Genomic DNA, 14,914 nt, shown 5'->3' with positions numbered 1-14,914 from the left:
TTGATGAGGGCACGACGACGCTCGCCTGATGCTGGCGGATCACCCGTGCCGACGGCGTCACCTTCGGCTTCACCGATCATGACCGGACGCTGACCTTCGACAGCACCGACTTCGAACCGGAGAGCGGGCTCACGGCATCCGAGGTGCGTTCGGGCTCGGACCTCTCGGTCGATGCGCAGGATGCCGAGGGCGTGCTGACCTCCGACCGCATCACCGAGACGGACATTCTCGATGGTCGCTGGGACAATGCGGAGGTCGAGGTCTGGCGGGTCAACTGGTCGAACACGGGTCAGCGCGTGCTGATGCGCCGCGGCGCCATCGGCCAGATCCGGCGCGGTCGCCTGGCATTCGTCGCAGAAGTTCGGTCGCTCGCCCATGTGCTCGGCCAGACGGTTGGACGGACATTCCAGGCCAGTTGCGACGCGGAGCTCGGCGATGTGCGCTGTGAGGTCGATCTCGAGGATCCCGCCTTCAAAGGCACCGGTGCCGTCATTGATCTGCTGCGCGACCGCGCCTTCACCGCCTCAGGGCTCGGCGGTTTCACCTCAGGCTGGTTCACCTTCGGCACGCTGAACTGGACGAGCGGAGCGAACGTGGGGCGGCGCACCGAGGTGCTGGGCCATGACGTCACGGACGGCGTCGCGGTGCTGACGCTACTGGAAGCGCCGGTGCGCGCGATCACCGAGAGCGACGGCTTCACCATCCGCGCCGGCTGCGACAAGCGCATCGAGACCTGCGGGACGAAGTTCGCCAACACCGCCAACTTCCGGGGCTTTCCGCACATCCCCGGCCAGGACACCATCCTGCGCTACGCCACAAGAGACGGCAGCCACGACGGAGGGGTGTTGTGATCCCCGCCCATCCAGAGCGCATCATCACCACCGCGCGCTCCTGGCTCGGCACCCCATACCACGATCAGGCCTCCCTCAAAGGCGTGGGTTGCGACTGCCTTGGGCTCGCTCGCGGGGTTTGGCGCGAGGTGGTGGGGTCCGAGCCATTCACGATCCCGCGCTACAGCCGCGACTGGGGTGAAACTGGTCCGCGCGAAGTTCTGGCCGAGGGCGCACGGCGCATGATGATCGAGGTCGAACCCTCATATGCCGGTCCCGGCGCGCTGGTCCTCTTCCGCATGAAGCCCCGCGCCATCGCCAAGCATGTGGGAATTCTGACCGCGCCAAAGAGCTTCCTCCACGCTTATGAGCGGCTCGGCGTGATCGAGGAGCCGCTCACCCATGCCTGGCGCCGGCGCATCGCCTTCGCTTTCCTCTTCCCGGAAAAGATCTGATCCACCATGGCAACTCTCGTTCTCGGCGTGGCTGGCGCTGCCATCGGCGGCAGCATCGGCGGGGCCATCCTTGGCGTGAGCGCCGCGACGATTGGCGGCTTCGTCGGCTCCGCAATTGGTTCTGTCGTCGACAGCTGGATCATTTCCTCGTTGGCGCCCACCCAGCGGATCGAAGGGCCGCGGCTCGACAGCTTGCGCATCACGTCGTCCACCGAGGAGCCGTCATCCCCCGTGTCTATGGACGGATGCGGATGGGCGGCAACATCATCTGGGCGACCGATTTCCGCGAGGAGATCAACACGACCACGCAGGGTGGCGGCAAAGGTGGCGGCGGCGGCAAGGACCAGACCACCGAGTACCTCTACTATGCCTCCTTCGCCGTGGCCGTGTGTGAAGGTCCAATCACCGGGATCGGTCGCATCTGGGCCGATGGCAAGCTGCTTGATACTGCCGGGATCACCTGGCGCTGGTATCCGGGTGACGAGACACAGACGGCCGACCCATTCATTTCGGCCAAGATGGGCGCGGCGAGCACGCCCGCCTATCGCGGTACCGCCTACGTCGTCTTCGAAGAGCTGCCGCTCGGCAACTACGGCAACCGCCTGCCGCAGCTCTCCTTCGAAATCTTCCGTCCGCTCGCCGATCCCGACACCGCTGAGGGTTTGACGCAGGCGGTCACGATGATCCCCGCCTCCGGCGAGTTCACCTATGCGACGGAAAGCATTCGCAAGGGGAGCAGCGGCGAGCAAACGCCCGAAAACCTGAACGCACTCTCGGACACCGCTGACATGATGGTGGCACTCGACCGGCTGCAGGCCATGGCGCCGAAGGTCGAAAGCGTCAGCCTGGTCGTCGCCTGGTTCGGCAACGATCTGCGCGCGGGGGCGTGCCAGATCAAGCCCGGCGTCGAATACGCGGAGAAGACCACGAGCCCGAAGACGTGGAGCGTCAACGGCGTCAGCCGGGCTGCTGCCCATCTGGTCAGTCGCGATGACGAGGACCGGCCGGTCTATGGAGGGACTCCCGCCGACTTCGCCGTGGTGCAGGCGATCAAGGAGATGAAGGCCCGCGGCCTGCGCGTCACCTTCTATCCCTTCATCCTGATGGATGTTCCGCCTGGGAACACCTTACCGAACCCGTACTCGGACAACGCCGCCGAGACTGGCCAGCCCACTTTCCCGTGGCGCGGCCGGATCATCTGTTCGCCCGCAGCCGGCTATGCTGGCAGCGTCGACAAGACCGCCACGGCGGGCACACAGGTCGCAGCGTTCTTCGGCGGGGCCAGTTCGTCCGACTTCGCGGTGTCTGGAGAGACCGTCTCGTGGATCGGTGCCTCCGGGGACTGGGGTCTGCGCCGCATGGTGCTGCACTACGCTCATCTCTGCGCGGCGGCAGGTGGCGTCGATGCCTTCCTGATCGGCACCGAAATGCGGGGGCTGACCACGATCCGCGCGGGAGCCAGCACCTATCCCACGGTGCAGGCGTTACGCGATCTTGCCGCCGATGTGCGCAGCATCCTCGGCGGTGCGACCGAGATCAGTTACGCCGCGGATTGGAGCGAGTATTTCGGGCACCAGCCGGCGGACGGCTCCGGCGATGTCTACTTCCACCTCGACCCGCTCTGGGGCGATCCGCAGATCGATTTTGTCGGCATCGACAACTACATGCCGTTGTCCGACTGGCGTGATGGCTTCGAGCATCTCGACGCGGCCGAGGGCTGGCCCGCGATCTACGATCGCGCCTATCTGCAGGGGAACATCGCGGGCGGCGAAGGCTTCGACTGGTTCTATGCCAGCGCGACGGACCGCTCGGCGCAGGTGCGCACCCCTATCACCGATGGTGCCGCCAGCAAGCCGTGGGTCTTCCGCTACAAGGATCTGCGCAGCTGGTGGTCGAACCCGCATTACGACCGCCCCGGCGGAGTGGAGAGCGGGACGCCGACGGCATGGGCGCCAGAGTCCAAGCCCGTCCGCTTCACCGAGCTCGGCTGTCCCGCGATTGACCGCGGCACCAACCAGCCGAACGTGTTCTTCGATCCGAAGTCTTCCGAGAGCTTCGTGCCGCATTTCTCGCGCGGCTGGCGCGACGACGCCATCCAGCGGGCATACCTCGAGGCAACCTATCTGTTCTGGAGCAACGGCGAGAACAACCCGCTGTCGTCGATCTACGGCGACCGGATGGTGCACGTCCCCGAATGCGCCGCCTGGACCTGGGACGCGCGGCCATATCCGTTCTTCCCCGAGCTGACCGACGTCTGGACGGACGGACCGAACTGGCGGCTCGGGCACTGGCTGACCGGCCGCCTCGGGGCTGTATCGCTGGCCGCGCTTGTCCGCCATCTCTGCCTGCGCGCCGGGATGCCAGAGGACAGGATCGACGTCTCCGGCCTCTGGGGCGCGATCGAGGGCTACGCCATCGGCGCGCTCGAAAGTCCGCGCGCCTCAATCACCACGCTGTCGCGCCACTTCGGCTTCGATGCCGTTGAGACCGAAGGCGTGATCCGCTTCCTGATGCGCGGGCGGGCTGCGGTCGCCAGCGTGACGCCGGAGGATCTCGTCGCCGCGCGCGAGGGCGACGTGCTCGAACTCACGCGGGGCCAGGAGACGGAGCTGCCGCAGGCATTGAAGTGGCAGGTGGCCCGCGCCGACGAGGATTACGACGCCGCACTCGTCGAGGCCCGGCGCATCACCGTGGATACGAGCCGCATCGCCTCCGAGAGCTTCCCGTTCGCCGTGCCGCCCGAGGAGGCCGAGCGGCGCTGCCGTCGCGCGCTCATGGAAGCCTGGTCCGGGCGCGAGAGCGCCGTCTTCCGCCTGCCGCCGTCGCGGCTGGCGCTCGATCCGGCCGACGTCATCACGCTGGTTCATGACGGACGTAATGTCCCCCTGCGCTTCGTCTCGACCGCCGACACAGAGTCACGGAGTATCGAGGCTCTCTGCCAGGACCGAGAAGCCTACGATCTGCCGCCCGGTGCGCCACGCCCCGCGGCGCTGTCGAAGGCGGTGGTGTTCGGTGCACCCGAAGCTGTCCTCCTCGATCTGCCGCAACTGAGCGAGAATCAGCCCGCGCATCGGCCTTTCGCCGCGGCCCATGCCGTGCCGTGGCCGGGCCAGATGGCCGTTTTCCGAAGCCCTTCAACGGACGGCTTCGAACTGCTGACAAGCTTCGGAACACGGGCGCGTATCGGTGTTCTGGCTTTTGACTTCTGGTCGGGGCCAACCTCGCGCTTCGATCTCGGCAACGTACTGATTGTCGATCTGCTCTCGGGCACACTCGAGAGCGTCACCGATCTGACCCTGTTGGGTGGCGCCAACGCGCTCGCCATCGAGAGCACACCCGGCGCCTGGGAGATCGTTCAGGCGGGATCGGCCGAGCTCACCGCGCCGGGCCGCTACCGGCTGACGCGGCTCCTGCGCGGCCAGCGCGGCACGGAAGGCGCAGTGGGCAATCCCGCGCCCGCGGGTGCTCGGGCCGTCGTGCTCGACGACCGCCTCGCCTCTCTGCCGATCGCCGAGGCCGATCTCGGACTGCCGTGGAACTGGCGCATCGGCCCCGCAAGCCGGCCCATGAGCGACGAGACTTACGCGGCGCAGGGCTTTACGCCGGAGGGTGTGGGGCTCCGGCCGTTCTCGGTCGCCCGTGTCGAGCAGCCATGGCGAACGCCGCGCACGCCCGGCGATCTGACGATCCGCTGGACCCGCCGCTCGCGGTCCCTCTCGGCCGACAACTGGGGCGTGGTCGAGGTGTCGCTGTCCGAAGAGACGGAAGCCTACGAGCTCGAGATCCTCGACGGGGCAACCGTCAAGCGGGTCCTGTCCGCTGCCAACCCCAGCGCGCTCTACACCGCCGCCCAGCAGACCGCCGACTGGGGCGCACCGCTCGGCCCCGGCGACACGCTCACCATCCGCATCTTCCAGCTCTCCGCCCTCGTCGGGCGGGGCGCGCCCAAGACCGTCACGCTCAGCTTCTGAAGGCTTTCCCCATGTCCGATGCCACCACCCACCTCCTGCTACCCTACATCCTGGCGGCACAGGCGCAGAAGCATGTCACCCACAACGAGGCGCTGCGGCTGCTCGATGGGCTCGTCCAGCTTTCCGTCCTCGACCGCGACCTGACCGCACCGCCCGGCAGTCCTGCCGATGGTGATCGCCACATCGTCGGCTCGGGCGCCACCGGGGCATGGGCGGGATGGGACCTGAACGTCGCGCTCTGGACCGACGGGGCCTGGCTGCGCCTGCCGCCATGCGCGGGCTGGCGGGCATGGGTGGAGGACGAAGGGCTGCTGCTGGTCTACGATGGTTCCGTTTGGATCGGCACCACCCCGACGGCGCTGCAGAACCTTGCGCTGCTTGGGTTGGGCACCACCGCCGACCCGGCCAACCCGTTCTCGGCCAAGCTCAACGCCGCGCTCTGGACCGCGAAAACCTTCGCCGAAGGTGGCACCGGCGATCTCTTCTACACCATGAACAAGGAGACCGCGGGCGATGACCTCGGGCTGACGCTGCAGACCGGATTCGTCACCAAGGCGCTGATGGGCCTCTTCGGCTCGGACAGGTTCCGGCTGGCAGTCTCCGCCGACGGTAACAGCTTCTTCGACGGACTGATCGTCGACAACGCCACCGGCATCGTCGACCAGCCCCGGCTGCCGCGCTTCAAGGGCTACACCAACTACGACAACTACGTCGCCGTCGACACCTGGACGAAGATCGGCATCAACAACACTGACTATAACGATCAGGGCGCCTTCGATGCTGGCAACAACCGCTTCGTCGCGCCCGTCGCCGGCACCTACCTCTTCGGCGCGACTCTGCTCTACAAGATCAATTCCAGCACCAATGCGCGGATGCGCGGACGGCTCGTGCTGAACGGAAGTACCGAAATCCGGGGCTCGCGGGGGGAGATTTCGGGGGCGCACGCCTCCGAGGCGACGGCGCTCTGGCTGCAGACCATGGTGCCGCTCGCCCAAGGCGACACCGTCGAGCTGCAGGGCACCTTCCGGGCCGCCGACGGATACTTCGCGGCCGATCACACGTCCTTCTGGGGCTGCAAGGTCGGGTGAATGCGCTGAAGGACGGTGCCGTGATGCGGGAGCAGGCACGCACGTGCAGAATGATGGGATCCGAAATGTCGAGATCGGGGAGAGTGGCTTCTCTTCGGCCAATAGACACAGATGCGAACGCCGGGCAGGCCGCCGAAAGCATCGCACGCGTGCAACCGGCGCTCCGCATGATGAAGCTGGCGCCGGAGCGAACTCCGGCGCCGTTCGCTCAGCGGGTCGGGCCGCCGTAGACGATGCCATTCGGCCGATCACCGACCGGCACCGTCCTCACCACTTCCTGTCTCTCGACGTTGATGATCGAGACGCTGTCATCGGCGATATTCGTCACGAACACGTAAGCCCCGTCCGCCGATGCCGACACGCCGTGGGCGCCGCCGCCGGTGGTGAGGGTCTTCACAACCTGCCCGGTCGCGGTGTCGATTACGGACACGGTGTCGTTCGGCTCTGCGTCCGTGCCCTGGTTGGCCACGTAGACATAGGCTCCATCCGGGGTCGCGAACATCTGGATCGGGTTCGGCCCCACATCGATCCTGTTCGTCACCTCGCGGGTCGATGTGTCGATCACGGCGACACGGTTCTCGTCTCGAAGCGAGACATAGACCTGATCGCCCGAGGGCGTGAACCCGACCTGAACGGGCGCGGTCCCGACCGGAATGCGCGCCACCTCGGAAAGCGCCTGCGTGTCGATGACGGATACGGACCCGTCCTCGACATTGGCAACGTAAAGCTCGGTCTCATCGGGGCTGAGCCGCAGGCCGTGCGGATAGTCCCCGGTCGCGACACGCCCGATGACTTCGGCCCGTGCGAGGTCGACCACGGCGATCTCGTCTCCGCCGGCCAACGAGACATAGGCGCGCGCCAGCCGGTCGGCGACCACGTGGGCCGGGTGGGAGCCCACCGCCACGGTCGCCTTGGGCGTCGCGACGTTCTGCGGATCGAGAATGACCAGCAGACCTTCGGCCGCGCCGTCCGCGCCGTGCCCGTGCCCGTCCGACCCGTGATCCCCCTCGGTGGCAGGATCGCCAACGGCCAGCAGCATCTTGCCATCGGGCGTCAGATCGACGTTGTGGGGCGCGACCGGGATCGAAACCGTGTCGACCGCTCCCGTGCCGAGATCGATGGCGCTGATGGAGTTGCCGCCTTCATTGGCGGAATAGACGGTCCCGCCGGTCTGACCAAAGGACGCCGGCGCCTCGCCAGCGTTCGCCTCCAGCCATGCCTGCATTTCGGCGATCTCGCCTTCCTGCGCCGCGATGATCTGCTCCGCCCATGCCCTGGTCTGCGGATCGTTCCCGTATTGCTGGACGATCCTGGCCATGTCGATCGCGCCCTGATGATGCGGGATCATACCCCGGACGAAGGCGACATCCGGATCGTCGGCCATGACGCCATCCATCATCGGTCCGTGCATTTCATTCATCGATTCGACGTAGGCCCGGGTGAAATCGGGAAGGCTTTCGTTCGCATGGGGGGCCTGCGCGTTTGGCGAAGTCATCATCCCCTGCTTCATTCCGCCCTGCATCATCTGGTGCATCGCACCCATGCATTCCGGGGTCATGGCCTGCATCATGGCCTGACACTGCTCGGGCATCATCCCTTGCATGCCGGGCATCTGGCCTGAAGGCGGCGTTGGAGCGGGCGCCTGCTGCACTTGCGCGGGCGGGGTTCCGGGGTGGTGGGTGTCATGCCCGGCCTGCGCGAGGGCAGCGCCGGGCAGGCCTGCCAGCAGGCTGACAGAAAGGGCGATTGCGGTTCGGTTCATTGATCTGATCCTTTGGTTCCGGAGCGTCGGCCCGGATTCGCGGACGCGGTTCTCCGTTCTGTTCGCTGGTCTTTCGGGTTTGCGCCGGAGCGGCCGGAGACATCTCTCGCTCTCGCGGCGATCCCTGCGCATCACGCAGCGGCGAGACGCGGCGGCCTCAGGATGCCTTCGGGTGATCGGTCGTGCGGATCATGGCGCACAACCGTGAAAGCCTCACCGTTCACGGGCGGGCCGAACTCCGGCGGCGCGACGAGAACCGCGGCGGCCAGACAGGTCTGGCAGCAATCCACCAGATTTGGGCTAACGTCCGTATTCACGCAGCCAGCACTTGGACCTGCGCCATGGTCGTCCGGCATATGATGCTCGGCGCAGTGGCTTGCCGTAGCGGCGGCCTGTTGCTGGTGGATGGCATGTCCGGCGGGGCTGGCATGTACCGGGACCTGCAGAACCAGGGCGCCGATGGCAAGCACCAGAATGCTGACCGCAAACTGGCGCAATTGTCCGCATCTCGCCCGGAAAACAGCTCGCGCGCGCCCGCTCATGCGCCGCCTTCCTTCCCGGTCACACGCCGGGCCCGTGCGAGGCCAAGTTCACGTCGCGCGCCACCCGACGCCGCGAGACCGCCCGGCTGACGGAGGCAAGCCGCCTCGGCCAGGTGCTGCTTCGGAATTTTCGCAAGCTGGGCGGTCATGTCGGGCCTGCCTGTGTCAGATTTCCCGCGAACCGAGGAAGCGCCCGAAGGTCCGGGTGGTCGGGCCGAACAGGAACGCTTGATAAGGCTCGGGATTGACGCCCGGGAAATCCATGCCGGGCGAGCCGGCAGGCATTCCGGGAACGGCCAGTCCGGTCGCGTCAGGCCGCTCGGCCAGCAGGCGGCGGATCGCTACGGCCGGCACATGGCCCTCGACCACGTAGCCGCCCACCTCGGCGGTGTGGCACGATGCCATCTCGGCCGGCACGCCGAGCCGCTGCTTGAGGCTGTCCATATCGGCGAATTCCACCACCCGCACCGGGAAGCCTGCGGCCTCGATATGCGCGACCCAGCCATCGCAGCAGCCGCAGGACGGATCCTTGGTGACGCTGACCAGAGGCAGCGCTTCGGCATGTCCCCGTCCTGGCATGGACATCAGCAGGGGGAGAGCGCCGGCAGCCGCCAGAACGGCGCGCCGGCTGATGCGGTGATCGTTTCTCATCTTCAAACCTCGTTTGATGGATTGCATTGTCGCGCCATTATGGTCCGGGGGGACGCACAAAGGGGTGAGCAGCAAATCGAAGGCCGCGGCACCGCCATCACAGCCTCACCTTCCGCAAACGCGCAGCATTGGCGATGACGCTGACCGAGGACAGTGCCATGGCGGCCGCCGCGATGATCGGCGACAGCAGGATGCCGAAGAACGGATACAGCACGCCCGCCGCGACCGGCACGCCCAAGGCGTTGTAGATGAAGGCGAAGAACAGGTTCTGGCGGATGTTCCCCATGACCGCTTCCGAGAGCCGGCGGGCGCGGACGATGCCGGTCAGATCGCCCTTGAGCAAGGTGACGCCCGCGCTCTCCATCGCCACGTCGGTGCCGGTGCCCATGGCGATGCCGACATCCGCGGCCGCCAGCGCCGGCGCATCGTTGACGCCGTCGCCGGCCATCGCCACCACCTCGCCCGCCGCCTTGTGACGCTGCACGACCGCGCTCTTTTGATCGGGCAGAACCTCGGCCTCGACCTCGTCGATGCCGAGCTGGCGCGCGACGGCCTTCGCCGTGATCCAGTTGTCGCCGGTGAGCATAACCACCCGGATCCCTTGCGCCTTCAGCGCGGCGAGCGCCTCGGGCGTCGATGGCTTGACCGGATCGGCGATGGCGAAGATGGCAGCGACGCGGCCCTCCACCCCCATGAAGATCGCGGTTGCCCCGTCCTCGCGCAGCCGGTCGGCCTCATCGGCCAGCGGCGCGACGTCGACGCCCTGCTCGGCGAGGAACTTGGCATTGCCGAGGGGAATGCGCTTGCCCTCGACCGTGCCGTAAGCGCCCTTGCCGGTCGGCGAGTCGAAATCCGCAACCGGTGCAGTCGCGATCCCGCGCTCCTCGGCCGCGCGCACGATGGCCAGCGCCAGCGGATGCTCGCTGGCGCGTTCGACGCTGGCGGCAAGCCGCAGGGCCTCGTCCTCGGTAAAGCCGGGGGCGGGAACGATGGCGGTGACGGCGGGCCGGCCCTCGGTAAGCGTGCCGGTCTTGTCGACGATGATTGTATTGACCTTCTCCATATGCTCCAGCGCCTCGGCATTCTTGATCAGGACGCCGTTCTGCGCGCCGCGCCCGACGCCGACCATGATCGACATCGGCGTCGCCAGCCCGAGCGCGCAGGGGCAGGCGATGATGAGAACGGAAACCGCCGCGATCAGACCGAAGGAGAAGCGCGGCTCCGGGCCCCAGATCGACCAGGCGATGAAGGCGAGGACCGCGATCACGATCACCGCCGGCACGAACCACCCCGATACTTGGTCGGCGAGGCGCTGGATCGGCGCGCGCGAGCGCTGCGCCTCGGCGACGAGCTGGACGATCTGCGACAGCATGGTGTCGCGGCCGACCTTGCGGGCCTCGATCACCAGCGCGCCGGACTGGTTCATGGTGCCGCCGATGGCAGATGCGCCGACCTCCTTGGTCACCGGCATGGACTCGCCGGTCACCATCGATTCATCGACGGCGCTGCGGCCTTCCAGCACTTCGCCATCGACCGGTACCTTCTCGCCGGGTCGCACCCGCAGGCGGTCGCCGACATGAACGCTATCAAGCTGAACCTCCTCCTCGGTGCCGTCGTCACGGATGATCCGGGCGGTCTTGGGGGCGAGGTCGAGCAGCGCACGAATCGCGCCGCTGGTGCTTTCGCGCGCCCGCAGCTCAAGCACCTGCCCAAGCAGCACCAGCACGGTGATGACCGCCGCGGCCTCGAAGTAGACCGCGACGGACCCGTCCGGCTGCCGGAACGCATCCGGGAAGATGCCCGGCGCCAGCGTCGCCACAGTGCTGTAGATCCAGGCCGCACCCGTGCCCATGGCGATCAGGGTGAACATGTTGAGGCTGCGGTTGAGCAGCGATTGCCAGCCGCGCCGGAAAAATGGCCATCCGGCCCAGAGGACAGCCGGCGTGGCGAAGACAAGTTGCAACCAGTTGGAGGTCCGCAGACTGATATAGTGGTGCAGACCGAAGAAATGGACGCCCATCTCGAGGATCACCACAGGAATCGTCAGCACCAGCCCGATCCAGAAACGGCGCGTCATGTCGATCAATTCAAGATTAGGCTCGGCCTCGAGGCTGGCCAGCACCGGCTCCAGCCCCATGCCGCAGATCGGGCACGAACCCGGGCCGACCTGCCGGATCTCCGGATGCATCGGGCAGGTGTAGATCGTCCCCTCGGGAACCGGCTCTGCCTTGGCCGCCGCCGCGGCGGCCGGATCGAGATAGCGTTCGGGGTCGGCCAGGAACTTCGCGCGGCAACCCGCCGAACAGAAGTAATAGGGCCGGCCGGCATGCTCGGCCTTGTGCGCGGCCGTGTGGGGATCGACCATCATTCCGCAGACCGGGTCCTTGACCTTGTGCGTGTCGTCCTGGGCGACGGCCGCGTGATCATGCGCATGACCGTGGGCGGAATGAGCGTGAGTCTGGTTCTGGTGATCGTGTTCGGTCTTGCTGGTCATGTTCACGCCTCCTCGGCGTTTCCTGAGCTTGCCTTTTACCTGTTCTGCGCCTTCCAATCGCTGGAAGGTCAAGAGGCGATCGGAAGCCGGAGTTCCTGCCCGTCAGTGATTGCCGTGGACCTTTCCGACGCTTGCCTGCCCTGGCCCGGCATGTGACCGCATGATGTCGATGTCGGCTGCAGTCTCCTCACCGTCGAGGCAGTATTCCTCTATCTGGATGGTCGAGAAGTAGATGTTGAATCGCTCGCGCAGGAGACTACTCGCCTGCCGCAGCACCCGCTCGCCATCCTGCCAGTCCCGAACGCAGATGTGGCTCGAGAAGACATTGCGCCCGGATGTCAGGCTCCAGGCATGGACGTGATGCACATCGGTAACCCCCTCCACCTGTCGGATGGCCTCGATGGCGGCTTCCAGGTCGAGGTCTTCCGGCGTGCCTTGCAACAGGATGTGCAATGCCTCGCGCAGAATGCCCCAGGAGGCCCAGAGCAGCACCAGCCCGAAGGCCATGCCAAGCAGCGGGTCGATGGCCAGAAAGCCCGTGAACCGGATCACCAGTGCCGAGATGATGATCAGGAAGCTGCCGACGAAGGTCTGCAGGATGTGCCAATAGGCGCCGCGCATGTTCAGGTTGTCCTTCTGGCGCTCGTAGAGCAGCCAGAGCGCGACAAGCTCGGTGGCGATCCCGCCCGCAGCGGCAAACAGCATCGGCGTCGTGGCAAGCTCGATCGGCTCCATGAGACGCATCGCACCCATCCACAGCACGAAAAGCGCCATCGCGACGAGAAAAAGGCCGTTGAAAAGCGCGCCAAGGATCTCGGCCCGGACATAACCGAAGGTGCGCGCCGGGTTGGATTTCCGCTCGGTCAAGCGTAGCGCGACCAGCGCGATGAGCACGCCGCCGACTGCCGAGAAAGTGTGGAAGGCATCGGAGATGACGGCGACCGAGCCCGTCCAGATGCCGATTCCCAGCTCGATGACAAAGTAAAGGCCGGTGAGCCAGCCCGAGATGACAAGCGCCTTGCGATCGCCGCCCGCGGGCATGTGACCGGCATGGCCGCCGTGAGACATCGACATGAGTCCGCCTCCTTGTTGCTTAGGGAGAACGCCGGCATCCGGCGTCCTCTGCCTGGCCTATGCGCTGACCGCGAATTCGGTCATCATCCCGGTCTCGAGATGCGGCATGTGGTGGCAATGCAGCATCCAGCGCGCGGCCTCGCCGGCGTCGAGCGCGATATCGACCATCGACATCGGCGGCACATACACCGTGTCCCGCAGCGCGCCGCGGACCGCACGTCCGTTCAGCCCGACGACCTGGAACACATGCCCGTGCAGATGCATCGGGTGGCCCATCATCGACATGTTGTGGAAGGACAGCACGACCCGCTCGCCGCTGCGCGCGGAAAGCGGGCGATGCTGGCCCCAGACAGCACCGTTGATGGTCCAGACATAGGGCTGCATCGTGCCGCCCAGCATCACCATGTGGCTGCGGTCTACCGGCCGATCCGGCAGGGCATCGGCGGCGATCAGGCGCGACTCCTGCGCAAGGTCGGTGTCGAAGGAAGGCGCTTCGGCCTCCGCCATGGTGTCGATGCGTCGGACGTCGGCGCCCTGCGTGGCAAGGATCAGCCCGGTGCGCTCGCGCGCGCCTTCCCGCAGCGCGAGGATCGGCCAGGCGCCGCCCTCCTGCGGCAGGTCGATCTCGAGATCGAGCCGCTGGCCCATGGCCAGGCCGAAGCGCGTGCCGGAAAGCGGCTGAACGGCATGGCCATCGACCGCGATCAGTCGCGCGGGCGCGGCTCCGGTGTCGATCCAGAACACCGTCGCTGCTGCGGCGTTGATCACCCGCAGGCGGATGCGCCCGCCGCGCTCTACCTGCACCACCTCGGGGTCTGACAGCGTGCGGTCGTTAGCAAGATATGCGTCCCAGTCGTAGTCGTTGAGGTCCATCGCCATGCCGTCCATGGCACCCATCCCCATCATGCCGCCCATGGCGCCATGATCCATGCCGCCCATTGGCATGTTCCCCATCGCGCCGTGGTCCATCGCGGCCATGCCGCCCATGCCCGCACCATGGCCGCCTCCGTGACCACCGGCGGCCTCGTGACCGCCAAGGATCTCGGCCATCACCTCCTCGGGCGCCTTGAACGAGAAATCATGCAGGAACAGCACCACCTCCTGCCGGTCGGCAGCGATATCCTCGGAGCTGCGCACGATCAGCGGTGCGGCCAGAAGGCGCATCTCGTGCAGCGGCACATGCGCGTGCATCCAGTAGGTGCCGGGCAGCGGCGCGAAGTCATAGGCGCGCGTCTCGCCGGGGGCGAGCATCGGCAAAGGCATGTCGGGCACGCCATCCTGTGCGTTGGGCGGGATCTGGCCGTGCCAGTGGATCAGCGTGTCAACATCGAGATCGTTGGTCAGATCCACCCGGAACCGCGCGCCGGGATCGAGTGTCAGGCCCTGTCCGGTCGGCCCGGCAAGACCCCAGACCGTGGCAGCGCGGCCGTCGATGTCCAGCGTCCGGGTGGCGGCGTGCAGCGACAGCGGGGCCAAGCCCTGCGCTGCCGCGATGCGGGGCAGATGCGCATGGGCCAGCACGGCTGCGCCAGCGGCAAGAAAGCCGCGTCTTGAAAGGGTATTCATGGTCGTCTCCTCGGGACAGCCTGTCCCGTTCATCAAAACCGACAGGACGCCGCGGGCCTCGGCCCGGACGCGTGATCAGAGGAGACGAAATTTGGGAGGTCGGTCGTTCAGCGCAGGTGCCCGGCTGGCGACGATTGCACCGGAGGGCAGGTCATGGCTGGCGGGCGCGTAATCGCTGCCAGAGCCTTCGCCAGGGGAGGTCAGGAAGACCGAAAGACCTGCGCAAAGCACCTCACAGGCTTCGGCATCACCTGAGCCGCAGTGCTGATCACCATCACAGGGATTTTCGCTGCCGGTCGCAACCTGCATCATCTCGCCGACATGCACCGAGTGATCCGGCTCTGCGCTCAAGCCCGCCGCATGCGCGGACGTCACCGTCGTTATGACGGCGATCGCGAGTACGGCAATCATGGTGATGAAGCGCGAGAACATGCGGGAAAGATAGGCGCTGGTCACGGGAATGTCCATTGCCCCCAACGTC

General features: G+C 66.7%; 11 protein-coding genes. 4 read left to right on the top strand and 7 right to left on the bottom strand.

The genetic code is table 11. The annotated features are described in order from the left end of the window. Positions 1-38: 38 nt before the first annotated feature. From ACFOOL_RS05995 to ACFOOL_RS05980, 4 genes are read left to right on the top strand one after another with little or no spacing between them, the layout of a single operon-like run. A complete protein-coding gene (locus tag ACFOOL_RS05995; RefSeq protein ID WP_380095934.1) occupies positions 39-851 on the top strand; it encodes a DUF2163 domain-containing protein in 813 nt (270 codons plus the stop codon). Next, positions 848-1,285, top strand: a complete 438-nt coding sequence (locus ACFOOL_RS05990) for an NlpC/P60 family protein (protein ID WP_380095770.1) — start codon at positions 848-850, stop codon at positions 1,283-1,285. The genes ACFOOL_RS05995 and ACFOOL_RS05990 overlap by 4 nt, the downstream gene beginning before the upstream one ends. Beyond that, a complete protein-coding gene (locus ACFOOL_RS05985; RefSeq protein ID WP_449240186.1) occupies positions 1,237-5,256 on the top strand; it encodes a baseplate multidomain protein megatron in 4,020 nt (1,339 codons plus the stop codon). Before ACFOOL_RS05990 ends, ACFOOL_RS05985 begins: the two co-directional genes overlap by 49 nt. Positions 5,257-5,267: 11 nt before the next feature. Continuing rightward, the gene (locus tag ACFOOL_RS05980; RefSeq protein ID WP_380095766.1) at positions 5,268-6,344 is read left to right on the top strand and encodes a DUF2793 domain-containing protein; all 1,077 of its coding nucleotides are present in this window, start codon (positions 5,268-5,270) and stop codon (positions 6,342-6,344) included. Between the two features lie 208 nt (positions 6,345-6,552). Here the strand turns inward: ACFOOL_RS05980 and copM are convergent, their stop codons facing one another. The 7 genes from copM to ACFOOL_RS05945 form a co-directional block, all read right to left on the bottom strand. Further along, positions 6,553-8,106, bottom strand: a complete 1,554-nt coding sequence (gene copM, locus ACFOOL_RS05975; protein WP_380095765.1) for a CopM family metallochaperone — start codon at positions 8,104-8,106, stop codon at positions 6,553-6,555. A gap of 131 nt (positions 8,107-8,237) precedes the next feature. Beyond that, entirely contained in the window at positions 8,238-8,648 is a 411-nt protein-coding gene (locus ACFOOL_RS05970; protein WP_323042943.1) for a hypothetical protein, read from the bottom strand. A gap of 165 nt (positions 8,649-8,813) precedes the next feature. Further along, positions 8,814-9,299 carry a DUF411 domain-containing protein gene (locus ACFOOL_RS05965; RefSeq protein WP_323042944.1) on the bottom strand — a complete coding sequence of 162 codons (486 nt, stop codon included), beginning with the start codon at positions 9,297-9,299 and terminating at the stop codon, positions 8,814-8,816. 97 nt (positions 9,300-9,396) lie between these two features. Continuing rightward, complete coding sequence (locus ACFOOL_RS05960) at positions 9,397-11,793, bottom strand: heavy metal translocating P-type ATPase (RefSeq protein WP_380095763.1); 2,397 nt, start codon at positions 11,791-11,793, stop codon at positions 9,397-9,399. 102 nt (positions 11,794-11,895) lie between these two features. Then, positions 11,896-12,867 carry a cation diffusion facilitator family transporter gene (locus tag ACFOOL_RS05955; RefSeq protein WP_323042946.1) on the bottom strand — a complete coding sequence of 324 codons (972 nt, stop codon included), beginning with the start codon at positions 12,865-12,867 and terminating at the stop codon, positions 11,896-11,898. A gap of 57 nt (positions 12,868-12,924) precedes the next feature. Beyond that, positions 12,925-14,433, bottom strand: coding sequence for a multicopper oxidase family protein (locus tag ACFOOL_RS05950; RefSeq protein ID WP_323042947.1), 1,509 nt, complete (start codon positions 14,431-14,433; stop codon positions 12,925-12,927). A 75-nt stretch (positions 14,434-14,508) separates the two neighbouring features. Further along, entirely contained in the window at positions 14,509-14,889 is a 381-nt protein-coding gene (locus tag ACFOOL_RS05945; RefSeq protein ID WP_380095760.1) for a hypothetical protein, read from the bottom strand. Between the last annotated feature and the right edge of the window lie 25 nt (positions 14,890-14,914).

Origin of the sequence: Devosia honganensis, assembly GCF_042648785.1 — a bacterium.
GTDB classification, from domain to species: domain Bacteria; phylum Pseudomonadota; class Alphaproteobacteria; order Rhizobiales; family Devosiaceae; genus Devosia; species Devosia honganensis.
The sequence above is the reverse complement of the archived record's forward strand: the minus strand, read 5'-3'. Positions and strand labels throughout refer to the sequence as shown.

Coding starts and splice junctions, on each gene's coding strand:
- ACFOOL_RS05965 (WP_323042944.1), bottom strand. CDS start 9,299: ATGAGAAACGATCACCGCATCAGCCGGCGCGCCGTTCTGGCGGCTGCC.
- ACFOOL_RS05980 (WP_380095766.1), top strand. CDS start 5,268: ATGTCCGATGCCACCACCCACCTCCTGCTACCCTACATCCTGGCGGCA.
- ACFOOL_RS05960 (WP_380095763.1), bottom strand. CDS start 11,793: ATGACCAGCAAGACCGAACACGATCACCAGAACCAGACTCACGCTCAT.
- copM (WP_380095765.1), bottom strand. CDS start 8,106: ATGAACCGAACCGCAATCGCCCTTTCTGTCAGCCTGCTGGCAGGCCTG.
- ACFOOL_RS05955 (WP_323042946.1), bottom strand. CDS start 12,867: ATGTCGATGTCTCACGGCGGCCATGCCGGTCACATGCCCGCGGGCGGC.
- ACFOOL_RS05950 (WP_323042947.1), bottom strand. CDS start 14,433: ATGAATACCCTTTCAAGACGCGGCTTTCTTGCCGCTGGCGCAGCCGTG.
- ACFOOL_RS05970 (WP_323042943.1), bottom strand. CDS start 8,648: ATGAGCGGGCGCGCGCGAGCTGTTTTCCGGGCGAGATGCGGACAATTG.